General features: G+C 63.7%; 17 protein-coding genes. 16 read left to right on the top strand and 1 reads right to left on the bottom strand.

Annotated features, from left to right (window positions below):
* The first annotated feature begins 1 nt into the window (after position 1).
* The 7 genes from ACZYSP_RS06080 (at position 2) to ACZYSP_RS06050 (ending at position 7270) form a co-directional block, all read left to right on the top strand.
* Positions 2–460 carry an ArsR/SmtB family transcription factor gene (locus tag ACZYSP_RS06080; RefSeq protein ID WP_093051787.1) on the top strand — a complete coding sequence of 153 codons (459 nt, stop codon included), beginning with the start codon at positions 2–4 and terminating at the stop codon, positions 458–460.
* A complete protein-coding gene (locus ACZYSP_RS06075; RefSeq protein ID WP_093081554.1) occupies positions 349–810 on the top strand; it encodes an SRPBCC family protein in 462 nt (153 codons plus the stop codon). Before ACZYSP_RS06080 ends, ACZYSP_RS06075 begins: the two co-directional genes overlap by 112 nt.
* Positions 803–2380, top strand: coding sequence for an MFS transporter (locus ACZYSP_RS06070; protein WP_371258876.1), 1578 nt, complete (start codon positions 803–805; stop codon positions 2378–2380). Before ACZYSP_RS06075 ends, ACZYSP_RS06070 begins: the two co-directional genes overlap by 8 nt.
* Before the next feature lie 47 nt (positions 2381–2427).
* On the top strand, positions 2428–2613 hold the full coding sequence (locus tag ACZYSP_RS06065) for a hypothetical protein (protein ID WP_093050601.1): 186 nt from the start codon (positions 2428–2430) through the stop codon (positions 2611–2613).
* 32 nt (positions 2614–2645) lie between these two features.
* The gene (gene aroC / locus ACZYSP_RS06060) at positions 2646–3758 is read left to right on the top strand and encodes a chorismate synthase (RefSeq protein ID WP_093081549.1); all 1113 of its coding nucleotides are present in this window, start codon (positions 2646–2648) and stop codon (positions 3756–3758) included.
* Positions 3759–3796: 38 nt separating this feature from the next.
* On the top strand, positions 3797–4954 hold the full coding sequence (locus ACZYSP_RS06055) for an MFS transporter (RefSeq protein ID WP_093051784.1): 1158 nt from the start codon (positions 3797–3799) through the stop codon (positions 4952–4954).
* Between the two features lie 93 nt (positions 4955–5047).
* Entirely contained in the window at positions 5048–7270 is a 2223-nt protein-coding gene (locus ACZYSP_RS06050; RefSeq protein WP_489013119.1) for a LamG-like jellyroll fold domain-containing protein, read from the top strand.
* A 25-nt stretch (positions 7271–7295) separates the two neighbouring features.
* On the opposite strand, the gene ACZYSP_RS06045 is transcribed toward ACZYSP_RS06050, so the two are convergent.
* The gene (locus ACZYSP_RS06045; protein ID WP_093081544.1) at positions 7296–7505 is read right to left on the bottom strand and encodes a hypothetical protein; all 210 of its coding nucleotides are present in this window, start codon (positions 7503–7505) and stop codon (positions 7296–7298) included.
* A gap of 358 nt (positions 7506–7863) precedes the next feature.
* Here ACZYSP_RS06045 and ACZYSP_RS06040 point away from each other — a divergent pair, with 358 nt between their 5' ends.
* The 9 genes from ACZYSP_RS06040 to ACZYSP_RS06000 all read left to right on the top strand — a co-directional run bounded on the left by ACZYSP_RS06040 (position 7864) and on the right by ACZYSP_RS06000 (position 22945).
* Positions 7864–10860: a type VI secretion system Vgr family protein gene (locus ACZYSP_RS06040; RefSeq protein ID WP_093081541.1), complete on the top strand. Its 2997-nt coding sequence runs from the start codon at positions 7864–7866 to the stop codon at positions 10858–10860.
* Positions 10861–10921: 61 nt separating this feature from the next.
* Positions 10922–15754 carry an RHS repeat-associated core domain-containing protein gene (locus ACZYSP_RS06035; protein ID WP_093081539.1) on the top strand — a complete coding sequence of 1611 codons (4833 nt, stop codon included), beginning with the start codon at positions 10922–10924 and terminating at the stop codon, positions 15752–15754.
* Between the two features lie 28 nt (positions 15755–15782).
* A complete protein-coding gene (locus ACZYSP_RS06030) occupies positions 15783–16115 on the top strand; it encodes a hypothetical protein (RefSeq protein ID WP_093050587.1) in 333 nt (110 codons plus the stop codon).
* Positions 16116–16202: 87 nt separating this feature from the next.
* Positions 16203–16457, top strand: coding sequence for a hypothetical protein (locus ACZYSP_RS06025; RefSeq protein WP_093081535.1), 255 nt, complete (start codon positions 16203–16205; stop codon positions 16455–16457).
* A 27-nt stretch (positions 16458–16484) separates the two neighbouring features.
* The gene (locus ACZYSP_RS06020) at positions 16485–16979 is read left to right on the top strand and encodes a pentapeptide repeat-containing protein (protein WP_093179507.1); all 495 of its coding nucleotides are present in this window, start codon (positions 16485–16487) and stop codon (positions 16977–16979) included.
* Between the two features lie 41 nt (positions 16980–17020).
* Positions 17021–17416, top strand: a complete 396-nt coding sequence (locus tag ACZYSP_RS06015) for a hypothetical protein (RefSeq protein ID WP_143047843.1) — start codon at positions 17021–17023, stop codon at positions 17414–17416.
* Between the two features lie 50 nt (positions 17417–17466).
* Positions 17467–22140 carry an RHS repeat-associated core domain-containing protein gene (locus tag ACZYSP_RS06010; protein ID WP_489013113.1) on the top strand — a complete coding sequence of 1558 codons (4674 nt, stop codon included), beginning with the start codon at positions 17467–17469 and terminating at the stop codon, positions 22138–22140.
* A complete protein-coding gene (locus ACZYSP_RS06005; RefSeq protein WP_093081525.1) occupies positions 22137–22415 on the top strand; it encodes a DUF7710 domain-containing protein in 279 nt (92 codons plus the stop codon). Before ACZYSP_RS06010 ends, ACZYSP_RS06005 begins: the two co-directional genes overlap by 4 nt.
* 218 nt (positions 22416–22633) lie before the next feature.
* Positions 22634–22945, top strand: a complete 312-nt coding sequence (locus tag ACZYSP_RS06000; protein WP_093081523.1) for a hypothetical protein — start codon at positions 22634–22636, stop codon at positions 22943–22945.
* Positions 22946–23039 lie beyond the last annotated feature (94 nt).

The raw sequence follows: 23039 nt of genomic DNA, 5'->3' as shown, positions 1-23039 counted from the left end.
CATGGTTCACTCAGCCGCTCATCCGGACACCGACGCCCTCGACGCAGTCTTCGCCGCGCTCTCCGATTCCACGCGGCGCGCCGTGCTCGAAGCCCTGGGCGAGCGCAGCCTCAGCGTGACCGAGCTGGCCGGGCCGCACGACATGTCCCTCACCGGCTTCATGAAGCACCTGCGCGTGCTCGAAGACGCGGGCCTGATCTCTCGCACGAAAGAGGGCCGCATCGTGCGCTGCGAGCTGTCGCCCCGGCCCATGCAGGAGGCCGCCGTGTGGTTGTCCCGCTACGAGAAGTTCTGGACCGGGCGCCTCGATGCACTGGCGCGCTTTCTCTATCACCAGGAGGAGACCGAATGGCGAACCCTTCCACCGGCGACGCAGAGCGCCCCTCGCTCAGCCTCAGGCGGCACTACCGCGTCTCGCCCGACAAAGTCTGGCGCGCGTGGACCGACCCGCAAGCGCTGAAGCTCTGGTTCGGGCCCGAGGAGATCGTTTCGGTACCCATCGCCGAGGTCGACCTGCGCGTGGGCGGGCGCTTTCGCGTGGCCATGCTGGCCAACGACGGCGAGACGCACGACGTGAGCGGCACGTATCTCGAAGTGGTTCCGAACCGCAAGCTGGTCTTCAGCTGGGCCTGGCGCAGCACGCCGGAGCGCGAGTCGCGCGTCACCCTGAGCATCGAGCCCGATGCCGAGGGCTGCGAGCTGGTGCTGCTGCACGAGCAGTTCTTCGACGAAGCCGCGCGCGATGCCCACAACCACGGCTGGAGCGGAGCGCTCGTCAAGCTGGAGGGCTGGCTAAGCCTTGCTGCCTGAAAGAATGAAGAACACACCAGCTCCGGCCCGCGCCACGGTGCGCGAATGGACCGGCCTGGCGGTCATCGCGCTGCCATGCATGCTCTATTCGATGGACCTCACAGTGCTGAACCTTGCGATCCCGTCGATCAGCGAAGACCTCAAGCCCACGGCTTCGCAGTTGCTGTGGATCGTCGACATCTACGGCTTCTTCGTGGCCGGCCTGCTGGTCACCATGGGCACGCTGGGCGACCGCATTGGCCGGCGGCGGCTGCTGCTGATCGGCGCGGGGGCGTTCGGCATTGCCTCTGTGCTGGCGGCGTTCTCGACCAGCGCCAACATGCTCATCGCCACCCGGGCGCTGCTCGGGGTGGCGGGCGCGACGCTGGCGCCGTCCACACTCTCGCTGATCCGCAACATGTTCCTCGATCCGGGGCAGCGCACCATCGCCATTGGCGTGTGGATTTCGAGCTACTCGGCTGGCGCCGTCATTGGCCCGGTGCTGGGCGGCGTGCTGCTGCAGTTCTTTCCGTGGGGCTCGGTGTTCCTGATCGGCGTGCCGGTGATGGTGCTGCTGCTGCTGCTCGGACCCTTGCTGCTGCCCGAGTACCGCGACCCCGACGCGGCCCGGCTCGACCTGGCCAGCGTGGCGCTGTCGCTGGGCGCGGTGCTGCCGGTGATCTACGGTGTCAAGCAGATCGCGGAGCACGGCATGCATGCGATACCGGTGCTGTCGATCGTGCTCGGGCTGGTGCTCGGAGCGCTGTTCGTGCGCCGGCAGAAGCGGCTGGCCGACCCGATGATCGACCTGCGGTTGTTCAGCCTGCCGGCCTTCAGCGTTTCGCTCGGCTCCTACATGCTGGCCTGCTTCGTGATGTTCGGCATCTTTCTGTACAACGCCCAGTACCTGCAGCTGGTGCTCGGCTTGTCGCCGTTGCATGCGGGCCTGTGGAGCATGCCGGGCGCGGGCGCCTTCATCGTCGGCTCGATGGTCGTGCCGGCACTGGTGCGGCGCATGCGACCGGCCTTCGTGATGGGCGGCGGGCTGGCGGTGGCGGCGCTGGGTTTCGGCATGCTGGCCGTGTTGCCCGCGCAGGACGGGCTGGCCTGGATGGTGAGCAGCGCGGTCATCTCCTCGCTCGGGTTGGCGCCGGTGTTCACGCTGGCGACCGACCTGGTGGTGGGCAGCGCGCCACCGGAGCGTGCGGGCGTGGCCTCGGCGATCTCCGAAACCAGCTCGGAATTCGGCGGTGCGCTGGGCATTGCGATCCTCGGCAGCATCGGCGCGGCCATCTACCGCAACACCATGGCCGATGCCGTGCCGATGGGCCTTGCGGGTCCGGCCGAGGTGGAAGCCGCCCGCAGCACGCTGGGCGGCGCGGTCGTGCTGGCCGGGCAGCTTGGCGGGAGCGCGGGCGCCGAACTGCTCGAGGCGGGCCGCGAGGCCTTGCTGCATGGCCTGCGCCTCACGGCCGGCATCTGCGCGGCGGTGTTGCTGTTCGTAGGCGGGTTGGTGGCCGTGCGGCTGCGTGGGGCGGGAGGGGCGGTAGCACCCGAAACCCCGGGTGCCGCCGCATTGCCGGAGCGTTGACGAAACCCCATACTGGGGCTTCCACGACGCGATCACCGGAGCCTTCCATGAGCAACGAACTGCGCAAGAAGCTGCATGACCTGGCCGAACTCTGCGAAAACGCCCCCGACCCGCAGACCAAGGCCATCATCGAGGCGATCCGGCTCCAGACTGCGGTGCTGAACGAACGGCTGTTCTCCATCGAGCTGCAGGTGGGCGCGCTGACCAAGCGCCTGGAAAACACGACCGACTGAGGGGCGGCCGCTTTGTAGGGATAATCCCCGCCATGAGCGGCAACACCTTCGGAACACTCTTCGCGGTCACCAATTTCGGCGAGTCGCATGGCCCGGCCATCGGCTGCGTCATCGACGGCTGCCCCCCGGGCATGGAACTCAGCGAGGCCGACATCCAGGGCGACCTCGATCGCCGGCGCCCCGGCACCAGCCGCCACGTCACCCAGCGCAACGAGCCCGACGCGGTGCAGATCCTGTCGGGCGTGTACGAGGGCAAGACCACCGGCACCCCCATCGCGCTGCTGATCCAGAACACCGACCAGCGCAGCAAGGACTACGGGCAGATCGCCCAGCAGTTCCGCCCCGGCCACGCCGACTTCACCTACTGGAAGAAATACGGCATTCGCGACCCGCGCGGCGGCGGGCGCTCCTCGGCACGGCTGACCGCACCCATGGTCGCGGCCGGCGCGGTCGCCAAGAAGTGGCTGGCTGAGAAGCATGGCATGGTGTTTCGCGGCTGCATGACGCAGATCGGCGAAATCGCCATTCCGTTCGAGAGCTGGGAGCACGTGCCCAACAACCCCTTCTTCGCCCCCATCGCCGACGTGAGCGCGCTGGAAAACTACATGGACCGCCTGCGCAAGGCCGGCGATTCGTGCGGCGCGCGCATCCGCGTGACTGCCACCAACGTGCCGATCGGCCTCGGCGAGCCGCTGTTCGACAAGCTCGATGCCGAGATCGCCTACGCGATGATGGGCATCAACGCGGTGAAGGCGGTCGAGATCGGCGCCGGCTGGGACAGCGTCACCCAGCGCGGCACTACGCACGGCGACTCGATCACGCCCACTGGCTTCGTCACGAACAACGCCGGCGGCATCCTCGGCGGCATCAGCTCGGGGCAAGACCTCGAGGTGAGCATCGCGATCAAACCCACCAGCTCGATCATCAGCCCGCGCCAGTCCATCGACATCAACAACAACCCCGTCGAAGTCATCACCAAGGGCCGCCACGACCCGTGCGTCGGCATTCGCGCGACGCCCATCGCTGAAGCCATGCTGGCGCTGGTGGTCATGGAGCACGTGCTGCGCAACCGCGCGCAGTGCGGCGACGTGCAAACGCAAGCCGGCAAGACCGAGGCAGCGTCGCCGCAGGCGTCCTTCCTGTAGTGTCCGCCCCGCCACCAGTGGCCGCAGCACGCGGCCACATGCTGGCATTCGCTGGTCTGTCGGCCAGCTATTTCGCGCACATCGGGTTCTTCAACCCGTACCTGCCCCTGTGGCTCAAAGATTTGGGGCTGCCGATCTTCACCATCAGCCTGCTGGCTTCGGTGCAGTCGATCACGCGGGTGTTCGCGCCCTATGCCTGGGGCGCGCTCAGCGACCACACGGGGCAGCGCGTCAAGCTGCTGCGCTTCAGTGCGGCGGTGGCGCTGCTCAGCTCCTTCGGGCTGTGGTGGCACGGCGGCGCGTGGTGGCTCGCGCTGGTGCTGCTCGTGATGTTCACCCACACCAGCTCGATGATGTCGCTCACCGAGGCCGCGATGGCGCAATTGGTGGCCGGCGACTGGGGGCGCTATGGGCGCATCCGGCTGTGCGGATCGGCCGGTTTTCTGCTCACGGTGTTCGTGGCAGGCGAGTGGTTCGAGCGCTTCGGCATGAAGCACTTTCCGGCCTGGGCCGCGGGCACGCTGGCCATCGTGCTGATCGCGACCATGAAGCTGCCCGACGTGCGCGAGCCGCCCGCGGCGCACGACGCAGTGAAGGAGCCCATCGGGCCGGTGCTTCGCAATCCGGCGGTGCGGTGGTTCTTCGCGGCGCTGTTCTTCCAGGTGATGTCGCACTTCTCGGTGTACGCCTTCTTCTCGCTGTACCTCGATTCGATCGGCTACGGCAAGAGCACCATCGGCCTGCTGTGGGCGCTGTCGGTGGTGGCGGAAATCGTGTGGTTTTTCTTGCAGGGCCGGCTCATCGGCCTGATGCCGATGCCGCGCTGGATGCTGGTGTGCGGCATCGCGGCCGTCGCCCGGCTGGGGCTGACAGCGGGGCTGGGCGGCTGGATTGCGGCGCTCATCGTGGCGCAGTGGTTGCATGCGCTGAGCTTCGCGGCGCACCACACGACCTGCATCGCAGTGGTGTCGCGCCGCTTCCCCGGCCACCTGCGCGGGCGAGGGCAGGCGCTGTTCACGGTGATCGGCTATGGCTTCGGCGGCGTGCTGGGCGTGTTGCTTGGCGGTGCGGTCGCGCAGGCTTTCGGGTATCGCACGATGTTCACGGCGGCGGCGCTGCTGGCTGTGCTTGGCAGCCTTTGTGCGTGGCGTGTGGTGAGGCTGGATCGGATGGAGCGCGCGGCCAGTAAGAAGTAGGGCCTGACGGGGAAACAATGTGTCATGGGCCTTGCATGCGCATGTCACCGCAGCTTTCTACGCTGCGAGCTTCGCAATTTCTCCTCCTTTTCCATGTCCGTTTCCGACGACCCGCGCGGCGCCCGCACGCCGCGCATTGCTTCGCCCGCCGAATCGAATGATTCCGAACAGAACAACAACAGCAACACGCCGCCGCGCCGCCAGATGCTCAAGCTCGGCGCATCGCTGCTGACCGTTGGCGGCAGCAGCGCCTTGCTCGCGGCCTGCGGCGGTGGTAGCGGCGGTTCACCCGCCTTGGGCCCGCTGCCGGCGCCTGCACCCGCCCCGGCATCGGCGCCGCCGCCCGCTCCGCCGGCTGTCGCAGCCAAGATCTCAAGCTTCGCGCTCGCTGTGATGCCCGACACACAGTTCTATGCACGCTATGCCACTGCCGACGAGAGCGACCAATATGACAAGCGCTTCGGCAGCGCACCCTTCGCCGCCCAGACGAAGTGGATCGCCGCCAATGCCAAGGCGCTGAACATTCCCTTCACCATCCACCTTGGCGACGTGGTCGACCAGGTCGGCAAGCCCGATCAGTGGAAGGTGGCCGATGCCGCGATGAAGGTGCTCGAAGACGCGAAGCTGCCCTACAGCGTGCTCGCCGGCAACCATGACGTGATGAAAGACATCGACTACAGCATCGACCCCGTCGGCGGCACCGATGCCAGCCGTACTCCCGCCAACGAGCCCTACATCCAGTGGTTCGGCGCGGAGCGTGCGAAGCAGCAGGCCACCTTCGGCGTGCGCGACGCCAGCGGCTTCCACGAGTACCACGTGTTCGAGGCGCAAGGCCAGAAGTTCATGGTACTGTCGCTGTCATGGCGTATCTCCGACGCAGGCATCGCCTGGGCCCGCCAGGTGATTGCGAAGAACCCGACGTTGCCCGTCATCCTGGTGAACCACCAGTTGCTCAACATCGCGCCCGACGGCACCAGCCCGCTCGAGACCGACTACGGCAAGATGCTCTGGGAGAAGCTGATCCGCGACAACGACCAGATCTTCATGACGCTCAACGGCCATCACCATGGCGCCGCGCATCTCACGAAGACCAACGACTTCGGCCGCAAGGTCGAGGAGATGGTGGTCGACTACCAGATGGCCTACCAGGGCGGCAACGGCCTGATGCGCCTGTACGAGTTCGACCTGACCAACAAGAAGATCAAGGTGCTGTCGTTCTCGCCGTGGGTGCCGCAGAAGCCGGCCGCCACGCTCAACAGCTTCGACCAGGCCGTGCTCACCACGCCCAACGAGGCCTTCGTCATCGACATGGATTTTGCGCTGCGCTTCGCGGGCTTCAACAAGAGCTTCGGCACCGGCAGCGCCACCATCGAGAGCTCGCTGGTGGACAAGGCTCGCGCGATGATCCTCGCCAACTACAAGGAGCCCGCGACGGTCACACAACGGCCCGCCACGAACTCGGATGACTATCCCAAGGTGGCGAATACGCTGGCGCACTGGCGCTTCTTTGGCGGCACGGCGAATCAGCCGGTGCCGGTGGACACCAAGATCGACGACGTCACCGGCAATAACCCTCTGTACCGAGACAAGCTGAACCAACTCGGGGTCGCAGGAGCAGTGGAGGGAGACATCGTATGGAGCGATGACCGCCACTATCTCTCGGCCGCGCCTGGCTCGGTGCGTTTCCTGAACACCATGAGGGACAAGAATGGTGCGCCGCCGCGCATGAGCTATTTCCTGACCAAGGATGCCGCTCCGATCAACGCGCAGACACTGGAGAACGGCTACACCATCGAAGCCTTCGTCAAGCTCGACAAGAGTTGGACCGCCGACAACAATCAATGGATGAACGTCATGACGCGCGATGGCCGCCGTGGCGAACTCTCCGGCTATTCGGGCGGCGACCCCGAATCACCGCCGATGTTGTTTGCTATTTCCAGCCTGCGCGAGGTGCAGTGGGAAGTGGTGCCGAGTCCGATTGGCGCGGGTAAGCCCAAGACCAACTGGTCGGGTGAGGTCATTGCTGATCGCTGGGTGCACATCGCAATCGTGAACGACCCTGTGTCGCACGACACCACGATGTACGTCGAAGGAGCGCCGGTCCTGCGCAACGTCTCGGCCAATCCAGGGCTGGCCACGCTCTCGGCCGCATCGCCATGGGTCGTAGGCGGTGGCTCATGGTGGGATCGCAAACTCGCAGATGGCTCGTGGGGGTTCAAGCGTGTCGACGGCTTCTTCGGCAACATCGGCGAAGTCCGCGTGGTGGCAGCGGCGCTGGCCCCGGCGCAGTGGCTCACGGCACGCAAGCCGGCCTGAGCCCCCTTGGCACGGAAAGGCCGGCTTACTGCTTCTTGCCGGCCTTTCCCGCCTTCGCTGCTGTCTTCGCGGGACCCTTGCCGTTCCCCTTCTCTAAGATCGCAAAGTACTCCGAAGCCAGTTTGCGCAACGACCGCCCGATGTTCGGGTAGTCGTATTCATCGAGGTTGGCCGGCGATACGCGCCCTGACGCGCTTTTGCCGCCAAAGCCCCGGCCCGGCAGTGGCTTCGTCACGCATAGCCAAGGGCGAGCATCGGAAATAGCGCAATTCGGGCTCGCTTTTCAGTCTTCCGACCAGTGCTCACTCATCACGGGCCGAGCCTTCTCCGGCATGGCAATTGATTCGGACCAGTAATTCATCACGCATTGCCCCTCCGCGTGACTTCCTGCACTGGCAGTGGCAGGGGGCGAACTTTATGCTGATTTAATTGGCCATCTATTTTTCGCATCGATTCTTACGATAAATCAACATTTAAAATAATTGTCAAAATGTGCAGCGGGAGGTGGGCATGAAGCTCATTGCTAAAACAATATTCTTATTTTATAAGTCTTTATTAATTAATTGGGGCTACAGGGCTGACGGGGCGTTGCAATGACGCGCCGAGTAACGATCCAGACGCCCGCAGGCGAAGCGTTGCAATTCCGCCAGCTGGTAGGCCGCGAAGCGCTGAGCCAGCTGTACGCCTTCGACATCGAGTTGCTGGGCAACAGCAACAACATCGACCCCAAGACCCTGCTGGGCAAGGCCACCACCGTGTCGGTGGAAACCGAAGGCGGCGTGCGCTACCTGGGCGGCATTGCCACCCGCTTCGGGCTGGAGCAGGAGGATGCGCGGCACTCCTTCTACCGGATGCGCCTGCGGCCCTGGCTGTGGCTGGCCACGCGGCGCAGCGACTTTCGCATCTTCCAGGGCAAGAGCGTGCCCGACATCGTGGTGGAAGTGCTCGGCAGCTACGGCTACCCCATCGAGAAGAAGCTCACGCGCGGCGACTACCGGCAGTGGGACTACTGCGTGCAGTACCACGAGAGCGACTTCGACTTCATCTCTCGCCTGTGCGAGCTCGAAGGCATCTACTACCACTTCAGGCACGAAGCGTCGCAGCACGTGCTCGTGTTCGCCGATGACATCGCCCACTCGCACAGCCCGCTGCCCGGCGGGGAAGAAGTGCGCTACCACCCGCTGGAGAAGTCCGGCATGGGCCAGCGCGAGCGCATCTATGCGTGGGAGATCGCGGAAGAAGTGCGCTCGGGCCACCACTACAACGACGACTACGACTTCCAGAAGCCCAAGGCCGAGCTGTCGCACCTGCGCCAGATGTCGCCCGGGCACGACCACGACGCCTACGAACAGTACGAATGGCCCGGCGGCTTCGTGCAGCACGGCGACGGCGAGACTTACGCGCGCATCCGCAACGAAGAACAGCTGAGCCAGCGCAGCCGCGTCACCGGCCGCGCCAACCTGCGCGAACTCGCCACCGGCCACACCCTGCGCCTGACCGGCCACCCCAAGGCCGACCAGAACCAGCAGTACCTGCTCGTGGGCGTGAGCTACCACCTGCAGGAGAACCTGCAGGCCAGCGAGGGCGCGGAAGGCACCGAAGGCTCCGTGCAGCGCTTCGCCTTCGACGCGCAGCCCACCAGCTACGCCTGGCGCCCGCAGCGCACCACAGCCAAGCCGCGCACCCGCGGGCCGCAAACGGCCATGGTGGTGGGCCCGCAGGGCGAGCAGATCTGGACCGACCAGTACGGACGCATCAAGGTGCAGTTCCAGTGGGACCGCATCGGGCAGGAGAACGAACACTCCAGCTGCTGGGTGCGCGTGTCCACCGCGTGGGCAGGCGCCACCTTCGGCATGACCTCCGTGCCGCGCATCGGCATGGAGGTGATCGTCGACTTTCTGAACGGCGACCCCGACTACCCGATCGTCACCGGCTGCGTGCACAACGCCGACACCATGCCGGCGTGGCAGCTGCCCGAGCAGAAGCACCTGTCGGGCATCAGGAGCCGCGAGTTGGGCGGCGGGCGCAGCAACCACATCGTGCTGGACGACACGCAGGGCAAGATCCAGGCGCAGTTGCGCAGTGATCACCAGGCCAGCCAACTGAGCGTGGGGCACATCGGGCGCATCGAGGACACGGCGGGGCGCAAGGATGCCCGGGGGCAGGGCTTCGAGTTGCGTACCGACGGGCATGGGGTGATGCGTGCGGGCAAGGGGCTGCTGGTCACCACCGAAGCGCGCCCGAATGCGCAGGCGCACATCACCGACATGAGCGAGACGGTGGGCCGTCTCACTCAGGCGCGCGATCTGCACGAAGGTTTGAGCGAAGTGGCGCAAGGTGCACAGGCCCACGAGGCCGGCGACCAGGACGAGGTCACCACGAGCCTCAAGGAGCAGAACGATGCCATCAAGGGACAGGGCGGCAATCGCGAGCAGGGCGACTTTCCCGAGTTCCAGGAATCGCACCTGACATTGGCCAGCGCCAAGGGCCTGCAAACCGTGGCGCAGGGCTCGACCCACATCGTGAGCAACGAGCACAGCGCGCTCACCAGCGGTGGCCATACGAGCGTGAGCGCGGGCAAGAGCCTGCTGGTGAGCGTGCAGAGCGCGATCCGCATGTTCGCCTCCAAGGCCGGCATGCGGCTCGTGGCGGCCGGTGCCGACATCGACATCAAGGCGCTGAAGGACAGCGTCAACGTGCTGGCCAAGCTCAACATCACGCAGACCGCCAACAAGATCACCATCCACGCAAAGGAAGAGGTGGTGATCAACGGCGGCTCGAGCTACAGCCGCTGGAGTTCGGGCGGGATCGAGCATGGCACTTCCGGCATCTGGCGCGAGCATGCATCGGTACACAGCCTCGTCGGGCCCGCCAACGAGGGCAAGCCTGCGCTGCCCAATCCGCCGCAGGTGCCGAAGGGGCAGCTCGACCTGTACCACCAGTACATCAAGCCGACTGGCGAAAAGCGCCAGGGCGTGGCGCAGGGCGACTTCACCGTGGTCGATTCGGAAGGCGGCACGCACGCCGGCACCTTCGACCGCAACGGGTTCGCGACCGTCTCGGGCCTGCCCATCGGCACTGCCAAGGTCACATTCGGCAAGGACCCCCGCGACCCGTGGGAGGAGGGGAGCTATTTCGGCACGCCCAAGGACTGGAAGGCAAAGGGTGCGACGGGCGCAGGCGCCGAGGGGGGCGGCGGCGCTGTATCGGGGCTTTCGGGCTTGACCAGCGGCTTTGCGGGCATGGCCGGTTCGGCAGGCGGTGCCGCGGGCGCGCTCGCCGGTGTCGCGGGTATGGGCAGCAAGGCCGCGAGCACGCTGGGCCAGGTAACCCAGGCGGCCGGTGTCGCGCAGCAGGCTGTGGGTGCAGCGCAGGCCATCCAGCGAGGGGGCGCCAAGGCGTTGCTCGGCCAGGCGAGCCAGGCAGCAACCGGCATGGCGATCCAGGCGGCCGGCGCCAAGCTGGGGCCGATGGGTGCGCCGATCACCGGCGTGATGAGCGGCATGGCTTCGGGGGGCATGAAGCCGGGCGTTGCAACAGCTGCCGCCAACCCTGCACTGACAGGCCGAACACCCGGCTTCATGGGCTGACCCGCCGCGGCGCGCCGCACTCCACCAACCCAACGCACAAGCTCGAAGAGAACAAGAAAAAATGGCAGGACCGGAAGCAGCGCCGACGCCGCAGGCGACGGAGCGCGAACCCCAGACGGCGGTTGCGCCACTGAACACCATCGTTACGGAAGACATCGCCGCCGCGAGCAAGGCGGTGGACGACTGGTTGCGCTCGTTCAGCGGCGGCTACGTGACGCTGGAGCGCCTGACGATGGTGCTCGGCAGCATTCCGATCGTCGGCAACATCATGGCGTTGGTGGATGTGTTCCTGGACATCATCAACATCGTCGAGAAGAAGGCCAAGGACGGGATCGACGCATTCCTGAACTGGGTCAGCCTGGGCATCAACCTGATCGGGTTGATCCCGTTGCCGATGAACATGGCGGCCGCGCGCATGAGCCTGCGCCCCACGCTGCATCTGGTGAGGCAGGAGCTGAAGGCAGCCGCCTCGAACCTGGGCGAAGCCATCGTCACCACGCTGGTAGGACACCTGAACGCGACCATCGTCGGCGAGCTGGAGGTCTTCATCGATGGCGCTATCGCCAAGCTTGGAGACATGTTGCAAGGCTGCACAAAGCTGGGCGACAGCATCGTGGACAACCTGGTCGACATCCTGCAGCGGGTGCTGGGCCAGAAGGACATGTTCACGGTCAGTACGCCTGTCGTGGCGGAAACCAGCGTGCACGACCCGAAGACTCAGAGCACGTGGAACCGGTTGTGGGGCAGCGCCGTCAAGTACACGAAGCAGTCGGCCAACTACGCCGCCAAGGTTGCTGCCAACCGCTTGCCCGAGAGCGTGGCGGGGCAGGTCAATGGCGTGATCGGGAGCCTGCTGGACTTCAAGAAGACCTTTAGAAACCAGCTCGTGCGCCTGGCCGACAAGGAAGCACAAGCCAGCATCATGTGGCTGCTGCACAAGCTGCTGGCCGCCATCCAGCGCAAGAAGGGGCAGCGCGGCGCGATTGTTTCGCCGAATGCCGGCGCGGTGGCCCAGAAGGACAAGCCGGGCGACCAGCTCGGGCACATCGGCAAGCAGGCGGATGGCCAGAAAGACGCAGGCTGCAAGAATTGCCCGGCGCCTGTCGCGCTCGGCAAGTCGATCAGCCTCGTCACTGGCTGCGAGAGCTTCACCCACACAGACTTCGTGCTCGCCGCGCCGTTGCCGATCGAATGGGCACGCACGTACCGCAGCCAGCTCGATGCCTACGACCGAGGCATCCTGGGCGCGCGCTGGCTCACGCCCTACAGCACGCGCGTGGACCTGATGACACCAGCCAGGGGTGAGCGCAAGGGTCAACCGAGTCTGGTTTATCACGCAGCCGACGGCCGCAGCCACGCATACCCCTTGCTGGCCGTGGGCCAGGTCTATCGCGATCCCATCGAAGAGATGACCGTCTCGCGTCTGAGCGAGTCGTTGCTGACGCTGGACTTCGGCAAGCCACTGCCTTTGGGTGAGCAGGGCAACTGGCGTGAGATCTACGAGCTTGTGGAAGGCCGGTCGCACTATCGGCTTGTGACGCTGCAAGCCAGGGACGGCGCCTCCATCGGCCTGCGCTATGACCATGTGATCTCGGACACGGGCGAGCAGGTGCTGAGCGACATCATCAGCAGGCAAGGCGAAGCCATCATGGCGCACGTGGGCACGCAGCCCGATGCGCGCACGGGCCTGATCAAGTCTCTGTGGGAGTTGAAGGACGGCCAGGTCGTGCGCCAGCTTGCCGCCTACACGCACGATGCAGAACGCGATCTCGTGTCCGCGAAGGACGAGAACGGCGCCAGCTGGAGCTACAGCTACAGCCATCACCTCGTGACCCGCTATACCGATCGCACCGGCCGCGGCATGAACCTCGAATACAACGGCACTGGCGCCGATGCCAAGGCGGTGCGCGAGTGGTCCGACGATGGCAGCTTTGCACTGAAGTTCGAGTGGGACAAGAACATCCGCCTGACCTACGTGACCGATGCCCTGGGCGGCGAGACATGGTTCTACTACGACATCCTGGGTTACACCTACCGCATCATCCATCCCGACAAGCTGCAGGAATGGTTCTTCCGCGATGACGCCAAGAACGTCACCCGTCATGTACACACAGACGGCAGCACCGACGACTACACCTACGACGTCGTCGGCAACCTGCAAATGCACACACGGGCCGATGGCAGCCGTGTTCATTTCGAATACGACCGGCTGAATCGCCTGACGGGCTTGCGCGACGCCGAAGGCAGCATCTGGAAGCGCGACTACGACGCGCAGGGCCATCTCACCGAAGAGATCGACCCGTTGGGTCACAAGACCGAGTACGCCTACGACAAGGCCGGCCGGCCGGCGTGCATCACCGATGCCAAGGGTGGTTCGAAACAGCTGACGTACACACCGGCCGGCCAGCTCGCCAGCTACACCGACTGCTCGGGAAAGACCAGCCGGTGGGAGTATGACAGTCGCGGGCGGCTGACCAAAACCATCGATGCGGCAGGGCAGGCCACCCGATATCGCTACACCCCGGAAGGCGAAGCTGCTTCAAGGAGCGATGGCAATCATCCGGGCCAACTCGAAGAAGTCTCCCTGCCCGACCAGACCCGCGAGCACTTCACGCATGACGCCGAAGGTCGCTTGCTCGCTCACACCGATGCGTTGGGTCGTCGTACCCGCTATAGCTACAACCGCGCCGGGCTCGTGGCCGGACGCACTGATGCCGCGGGCCAGACGCTGCAATACCACTGGGATCTGCTGGGGCGCCTGACCGAACTGCGCAACGAAAACGGCAGCCGCTACAACTTCAGCTACGACCCGGCGGGGAGACTACTGGAGGAAACCGGCTTCGACAGGCAACGCAGGCAGTACCTCTACGAGGAATCCACCGGCGCGCTGGTGCAAGTCGTCGAGGCGCAGGCGCACACGACAGGGTTTCGTTTCGATCCGATGGGGCGCCTCGTCGAGCGCAATGCGGGCGAGGGGCAGGTCGAGACCTTTGCCTTCGATCTCAACGGCATGTTGATCGAAGCAGTCAATTCCGACGCAAAGTTGCAGTGGTTCTACGATCCCGCCGGGAACCTGACGCGCGAGCACCAGCACCATCTGGCCAGTTCGCAGACGGCAGTCTGGCAGCACCGCTACGACGAACTCAACCAGCGCATTGCGACCATTCGCCCCGACGGCCATGTCACGCAATGGCTGACCTACGGTTCGGGCCACGTGCATGGCTTGCTTGTTGATGGACAGGACATCCTGGGCTTCGAACGCGACGATCTTCATCGGGAGATCGGCCGAACGCAGGGCAATGGCCTGAGCCAGCGGCTGAGGTACGACCCTGCCGGCAGGTTGCTGGAGCAGCAGATATCGCATGCGAAGCCGGACAGCGCCGGCGCACTGAGCCTTCGCCGGAGCTATGGCTACGACAAGGCCGGTCAGCTGACCGCCATCGGGGACAGCCGGCGCGGCAATCTGAACTACAGGTATGACCCCGTGGGCCGCCTGCTCGAAGCCAACAGCCGCCTGGGCCGCGAGACCTTTGCATTCGACCCGGCCGGCAACATCGCCGACGCCGCACGTGGCGATGCGCCGCAAGGCCTGCGCGCAGTCAGCAAGCTGTTGGACAACCTGCTGAAGGAATACGCGGGCACCACCTACCGCTACGACAAGCGCGGAAACCTGATCGAGCGTGTCAGGAACGGGAAGAAAACGGTCTTCGAGTGGAACGGCTTCAACCGCATGACCGCGGCCACAAGCGAAGAGGGCTCCACCACCTTCAGCTATGACCCTGTGGGGCGACGCATCGCCAAGCGCTCACGCGAAGCCATGACGCTGTTCGGCTGGGACGGCGACACGCTGGCCTTCGAGAGCACGCAGAGCACGGCCGGCGAGAGCGAGCGGCAGGGACGGGGCTGGAGCGTCCACTACATCCACGAGCCGGATTCGTTTGTGCCGCTGGTGCAGATCAGGCAAGCGCGAGCCGTCGCACTGAGCTCGACCACGGTCGTGAAAACGCTGATGGATGCCAATGGCGGGGAGTACGACATCGAGCAGGACCCGTTGTGGAACGGCGAGCAACTGCCGAGGCCGGGTGCCTTCGCGAAGGAGGAGATTGCCTTCTACCAGTGCGATCATCTCGGCACGCCCCAGGAGCTGACGGATCATGAAGGCCAGATTGCCTGGTCGGCGCAGTACAAGGCATGGGGCGAGGCAAGAGAGGTCATCAGCGAAGCAGGAAGACGGGCCGGCTTTGCCAACCCGATCCGTTTCCAGGGGCAGTATCTGGACGATGAGACTGGGCTGCACTACAACAGGCATCGTTACTACGATCCGCAGGCTGGCAGATTCATCAGCAGCGATCCGTTGGGCTTGGGCGGCGGTCTTAACACCCATGCATACGTGCCCAATCCCGTGGCGTGGGTCGACCCGTTGGGCTTGCAAGCTGCGCCTGTCAAATGCAAGACAGCCAAGGGAGGTCGTTTCGCCACGGCGGACGGCGCGGCCAAGGCGGCGATGATGCGTTACAACGACAAGTCCATTCGAGACAACGTGGAGTACGGCGGCCTGGTCTACAAGACGCCGGATGGCAAATACGACTTCACCAAGGCGACCAGGGGCGAGAAGGACACCGTCAACCCCTGGGGCCCTACGGCCAAGAGCATTCCGAAGTGCGCCCAGGAAGTGGGCTACTGGCACACCCATGGGGATCACTCGGATCAATACGGGAATCGCACAACGCGGGCCAAGGACTACTACGGAAGCAACAACTTCTCTCCCGAAGACAAGGACGCCGCCAAAGCAGGAATGCAACATGATCATCCGGACTACCGAGGCTACGTCGGCACGCCAAGCGACGGCTACAAGGGCTACAACCCGAAGGCGAATCAAACCTACAGGCTTTAAGAGCCTGATCATTGCGTTGGGAATTTTCATGAACTTCAATGCCTCTGCCGCACCGATCTTCGAAGTCGAGTCGCCGGATCAGCTGCTGCTCAATACACCTGTGGTCGTTGCGTTGGGCAACGCGTACAAGCTGTTCGAGAAGACCGGGCAGGACCTGAACAATTTCAACGTTCACATCGCCGAGAGGAAAAAGGAAAACGGCGAAGACGAGAACGGAGTCAACACCATCGGCATTGCATTCACGGCCAAGCTGCCTCCGGGGCAGAAGGGGCTCGGCAACGCCAGCAAGCTGGGGCGGTCGATCACGTACATCGCCTCCAAGACCACGGGCGAAATACTCCGGGAGCAAGGAAGCCGGTAGTGACGCCCGGCACCGGGTCTGGCTCGAAAGACGTTGCGCCTGCCTGGACTCGGTGCTTTCAATTTTGCAGAGGGAGGAAGAATGAGAATGAACGAAACCATCGAAGTTGATGGTCTGGCGGCGCAGGCGATTGCGGCAGCCTGTGAAGATGCAAGGTCTTCAGGCCTGCAGCTCGCAAACTACAAACTCGTCCTGGCCGAAGAACCCGACGACTACAGCGCGTCGTGGGTGACGAAGGGCGAGCCGCAAGGCCATCGGGGCGCCTTGCCGGGCCTGCCCGAACCCAGCCTGCTGATCGAGAAGCGCGCTGGCCGGATCCTCCGGAAGCAGCTCTCGCGTTGAGTCGACGGCGTCATCCAAGGATTCGACATGTCTTCTCAAGTCATCATCCTCGCCCACGACATGTGGCGCAAAGGCGCAGGCGGTGCGCCCGCCGGGCTCGTGGGCCAGGCCGACAGCTTCGCTTATGCAGGGCTCGACCTGGGGCTCGCCCAGTTCGCCGCAACGACCTTCACCGGCACCAGTTTCACCGCCACCAGCTTCAAGCAGGCGGGCTGGAGCGCCTGCCAGTTCACGGGCTGCAGCTTCACGCAGTGCGACTTCGGCGGCATTTCGATCACTGGGTGCACTTTCATCAACTGCAGCTTCACGCGCGCCAACTTCGATGGCGGCAGCATCAGTACCAGCACCTTCACGCAATGTCAGTGGGACGACATCAGCTTCGCGGGCGGCCACTGGAACGACGTCGGGGTGCTGAACTGCGGCGGCACCGTGGTGCATGCGCAGGGACTGCAGGGGCGCAGCGTGGACTTCACGGGCAGCACATTCGAACAGCTCGAGTTTCAGGGCGCGAACATCAATTGAGCCCTGACGGGCAACGCCATCACTTCATCGATTCCATGTTCATGAAAAACATCAAGACCGTCTTTATCGCCACTGCCCTCCTGGGCGCCGTCTCTCTGTGCTTGGCGCAAGCGGAAACGAAAACCACGCTGACCAAGCTGCACCAGAGTTACGAGAAGCAGGGCCGCCGCGCGCTCGGCATGCCGGAGTACGGCAAGCGTGTGCAGTTCCCGGCGGTGGTTGTCGAAGCGTCTGATTCCTTCGGCGGTACGTCGATGATCCGCGCGGCCGATGTGCGCGGCAACCAGGAACTGGCGCGCTTGACTCCGGCGGACGACGCACAGAACCAGAAGATGGGCGAGATGCGCAGCGGCGCGAAGTTCACTGCGAGCTGCGAGGTTGGCTTTGCGATGGGCTCGGCGTTTCTCACGATGAAGGACTGCGTGATCCGGCCCTGAAGCCGCATCCGCAGCAAAGGCAACGTACCAGTTCGAGGCAGGGAGAGAAGATGGCAGGAAACGAAGGCCCACAACAGCAAGGCCAGAAGCCGACAGAGAGAGAACCCCAGACGGCGGTAGCGCCGCTGAACACCATCGTCAAGGAAGACATCGCCGCCGCGAGCAAGGCGGTGGATGACTGGCTGCGCTCGTTCAGTGGCGGCTACGTGACGCTGGAGCGCCTGACGATGGTGCTCGGCAGCATTCCGATCATCGGCAACATCATGGCGTTGGTGGATGTGTTCCTGGACATCATCAACATCGTCGAGAAGAAGGCCAAGGACGGCGTCGAGGCATTCCTGACCTGGGTCAGCCTGGGCATCAACCTGATCGGGCTGATCCCGTTGCCGCCGAGCATGGCGGCCGCGCGCATGAGCCTTCGGCCCACGCTACATCTGGTGAAGCAGGAGCTGAAGGCAGCTGCTTCGAACCTGGGCGAAGCCATCGTCACGACGCTGGTGGGGCACTTGAACGCCACCATCATGGGCGAGCTCGACAAGTTCATCGATGGTGCCATCGACAAGCTCGACGGCATTCTCAAGAGCTGCGCCGACCTTGCCGACAAGATCATCGACAACCTGGTGGATATCCTGCGGCGCGTGCTGGGCCAGAAGGACCTGTTCGACGTCGCGAAGCCCGGTGTGACGGAAACGCGCGTGCACGATCCGAAGACGCAGAGCACCTGGAGCCGCATGTGGGGCACTGCCGTGCGTTACTCCAAGCAGTCGGCGAACTACGTCGCCAAGACGGCAGCCAGCCAGCTGCCCGCGGGCGTTGCCGGCAAGGTCAACGGCGTGATCACGCAGATGCTGGACTTCAAGCGCCTGCTTCGCAGCCAACTGTCGGCGCTGGCCAACAAGGAGGCTCAGGCCAGCATCATGTGGCTGCTGCACAAGCTGCGGGATGCACTGCTGCGCAAGAAGGGGAAGCGCGCGGCCATCGTTCCGCCGCAGGCGGGTGCCAAGGCGGAGAAGGACAATCCGGGCACGCCGCTTGGACACATCAGCAAGCAGGCACCGGCGCAGGGAACTTCGGGCTGCAAGAACTGCCCCGCGCCCGCGCGCAAGGGCGCCTCGATCAGCCTCGCTACCGGCAACGAGAGCTTCACGCACACCGATTTCGTGCTCGCCGCGCCGCTGGCGATCGAATGGGCGCGCACCTATGCCAGCGACCTCGATGCCTTCGACCGCGGTAGCCTGGGAGCCCGGTGGATCACGCCTTACAGCATGCGGGTGGACGTTGCCACGCCAGTGCGCGGCGCACGCCAAGGGCAGGCGAGCTTGGTGTATCACGCGGCCGACGGGCGCAGCCGTGCCTACCCGCTGCTGGAGGTGGGGCAGACGTATTTCGATGCCATCGAAGAGGTCAGCATCTCGCGGCTGAACGAGAGCCTGCTGGCACTTGACTTCGGCAAGCCACTGCCTGCGGGCGAGCATGGTGAATGGCGGGAGATCTACGAGCTCGTCGACAGCAAGCAGCAGCACTTCCGGCTCGTCGCGCAGCAGGCGAAAGACGGCATGTCCATCGGCCTGCGCTACGACCACGTGATCGCCTCGACCGGCGAACGCGTGCTGAGCGACATCATCAGCAAGCAGGGCGAAGCCGTCATGGCGCACGCGGGCACGCAGCCGGATGCGCAGACCGGCTTGATCAAGTCGCTGTGGGAGCTGAAGGACGGTCAGGTCATTCGTCAGCTCGCCGCATACACGCACGATGCAGAAGGTGACCTCGTCGCCGCGCAGGATGAAAACGGCGAAAGCTGGAGCTACACCTACGCGCACCATCTCGTGACCCGCTACACCGACCGCACCGGCCGAGGCATGAACCTCGAATACGACGGCACCGGCGCAGATGCCAAGGCCGTGCGCGAGTGGTCCGACGACGGCAGCTTCGCGCTCGCGCTGGAGTGGGACAAGAACATCCGCCTGACCTACGTGACCGACGCGCTGGGAGGCGAGACCTGGCACTACTACGACATCCAGGGCTACACCTACCGCATCATTCACCCAGACAAGCTGCAGGAATGGTTCTTCCGCGACGACGCGAAGAACATCACGCGCCACGTGCACACCGACGGCAGCACCGACGACTACACGTACGACGAAGACGGCAACCTGCAGACGCACACGCGTGCCGACGGCAGCCGTGTGTATTTCGAGTACGACAAGCTGCATCGCCTCACGGGCATCCTCGATGCCGAAGGCGGCGTGTGGAAGCGTGACTACGACGCACAGGGCCATCTCACGGAAGAGATCGATCCGCTCGGCCACAAGACCGAGTACGCCTACGACAAGGCCGGCAGGCCCGTACGGATCACCGATGCGAAGGGCGGCGTCAAGGTGCTCGTCTATTCCCCATCGGGGCAACTGCTCAGCTACACCGACTGCTCTGCCAAGACCAGCCGCTGGGAGTACGACGAAAGGGGCCGTCTTGCCAAAGCGACCGACGCTGCCGGCAACACCACCAGCTATCGCTACGCAGCCGGCCAGCTCGAACAAGTCGTGCAGCCCGACGAGACGAGCGAGCATTTCGAGCACGATGCCGAAGGCCGCCTGCTGACGCACACCGATGCGCTCGGACGAGCCACGCGCTACAGCTACACGCGCGCCGGACTGATCGCCGGTCGCACCGACGCCGCAGGCCGCTCGCTCAAGTACTACTGGGACCTGCTGGGTCGCCTGACCGAGCTGCACAACGAGAACGGCAGTCGCTACGACTTCCGCTATGACCCGGTGGGCCGCCTGCTCGAGGAAACCGGCTTCGACCGCAAGACCACGCAGTACATCCATGAGGAGACCAGCGGTGTCCTCGCCGGGGTGATCGAAGCGGGGCACCGCACCGAACTCGAGTTCGATCCGCTCGGCCGCTTGAGCGAACGCCGGGCCGGCGATCGGTCGGAACGCTTTGCCTACGACCGCAACGGCCGCCTGCTCGAGGCCGCCAACAGCGACGCGCGCCTGCAATGGTTCTACGACCCGGCCGGCAACCTGACGCGCGAGCATCACCACTACCTGGAGCGCAAGCGCACGGCGGTCTGGCAGCACCGCTACGACGAACTCAACCAGCGCATCGCCACCGTGCGACCCGACGGCCACGTGACCCAGTGGTTGACGTACGGCTCCGGCCATGTGCACGGGCTGATGCTCGACGGCCAGGACATCCTTGGCTTCGAGCGCGATGACCTGCACCGTGAGGTTGCGCGGGAGCAGGGCAACGGTCTGAGCCAGCGTCAGAAGTACGACCCCGCAGGCCGGCTGCTCGAACAGCAGATCTCGCGCACCAGGCCCGGTGCCATCGAGGCCACGGCGGGAGGGAGCATCCAGCGTAGCTACAGCTACGACAAAGCCGGCCAACTGGTGGGCATCGGCGACAGCCGGCGCGGCAACCTGAGCTACCGCTACGACCCGGTGGGCCGTCTGCTGGAAGCCAACAGCCGCGTCGGACGCGAAGTGTTCTCCTTCGATCCGGCAGGCAACATCGTCGACCCTCCGACGGCCAATGACCCGCTCAGGCATCCAGCCAACAAGCTGCTGGACAACCTGCTGAAGAGCTACGCGGGCACCAGCTACTGCTACGACGAACGCGGCAACATGACCGAGCGCGTGCGCAACGGCTGGCGAACCGTCTTCGCGTGGGACGGCTTCAACCGCATGATGGCGGCGACCGACCAAAGCGGCATCACCACTACCTTCAGCTACGACGCGCTAGGGCGTCGGTTGGCCAAGCGCTCGGGCGAGACCATGACGCTGTTCGGCTGGGATGGCGACGTGCTCGCGTTCGAGAGCACGCAGAGCAAGTCAGCGATCGAAGAGGGCGGTGAGCGCGGCTGGAGCGTGCACTACATCCATGAGGCGAACTCGTTCGTGCCGCTGGTGCAGGTGCGCCGGGCAACAGCGATGACACTGAGTGAGACGACGGATGCGAAGGCGCTGATGCAGGCCAATGGCGGCGTCTACGACATCGAGCAGGATCCTTTGTGGAACGGCGAGCAGAGGCATGTGCCGCGTGCGTTCGATAGGAAGGAGATGGCGTTCTATCAGTGCGACCACCTGGGCACGCCGCAGGAGCTGACAGACCATGAGGGAAGCGTTGCGTGGTCGGCGCAGTACAAGGCGTGGGGCGAGGCGCGGGAGGCGATCAGCGAGGCGGGGCGCCGTGCAGGCATCGCAAATCCGATTCGATTTCAAGGTCAATATTTCGACGCTGAAACCGGGTTGCACTACAACCGTCACCGCTACTACGAGCCCTTGAGTGGAAGGTACGTAAGTCGAGATCCAATTGGTTTGGATGGCGGAAATAATATTTACCAATATGCTCCAAATCCCAGTCAATGGGTGGATCCACTTGGCTTGGCTAAGAAAGATCAAAAAAGCCAAAAACCGTGCCAAAGCAAGAAAAATTCTACAGAACCTAAATTGCCTGAAAAAATTATTGCGCAAGATGGCGGGCTACGCTTAGAGCACTATGTCCGAAGCGGTGATCATGCGCCTGCGCATTTCCATTTGAGAGGTGAAGGTGGTTTGAATATTCAGATTGGGCAAAATGGAAGGCCGATTAATGGGTCCGAGGAATTAACTGCCACTCAACGGGATTTTATTGAAAATAACAAGGCCAAGTTAAGATCGTCTGTCGATAGAATTCAGCGATGGCATCGTTATAGTAACTTACCCGAGGAGTGTGAATGACTGAGATTAAGGAAGTTTGGGTTTTCAATGGGGTAAATGCGAAATTCCCTTCGGCGGTTTTCCTGGTCAAAGAGGATGCGTTCGGTTGGATAAAAAAGCATGCATTGACTGGGGTCTTGACTAAATATCCAGTGGGTATTTCGGTTTATGAGTGGGCAATTGAAAGTGGTAATTTCAAAGTGAAATCAGAAAAAGATTCAACGCCGGAGTTTATAGGAAAATTTTCGAGCGCCGCGCAAGAGCATATGCATTTTGAAAATGGAATTTTTGATTAATTGGTGTTGATGGGTCAGAGATCGGCGGAATTCAACATGCACCTCGTTATGCCGAAGAGAAGTATCAGACTGGACAAGGCTGTGGGCGCGACTATGTTGAGTTTGATGTGCTAGCGTCAAGGCTTGAATGGGCTGGGAACCCTCGGTATCACAGGCAGAAGCTAACGATTAAAGGTGACGCTCCAGCATGCAGCCTGAAAGTTTTTAGGAGAGCTTAGGTGATCGAAAAGAACAAGGAATTGCGGATCGACGGAGAGAAGCTATTGCATGTCCTGCGAGACATCGAATACGTGCTCATTTCTCTGCACAAGATTGGCTCCTACTACGCGCTCGATTTTCCCGGGAAGAAATCGGAGTATTACGCGGAAACGACAAAATTCATTGATGACGGGGAAGTGACCGGACGGCTCGCCAAGATTCGATCCATCTTGTCCGGGGCTTTCGACGAAACGCGGGGAGTCGATGACTTGACAGACATCGAGCGCGCTTTGGAGGGGCTTGAATTCTGGAAACCAGGAAGTGCGAGTTAGTTTGACTGGCTCAAGCCGTTTACGCCACACCAGACTACAACCTGTATCGGTACTACGACCTAAAGCAGGACATTCCCGATTCCAAGTGAATATG

Source organism: Variovorax sp. F042, from assembly GCF_057814215.1.
Note: the sequence above shows the minus strand (reverse complement) of the source record. Positions and strands in the feature narration are given on the sequence as shown.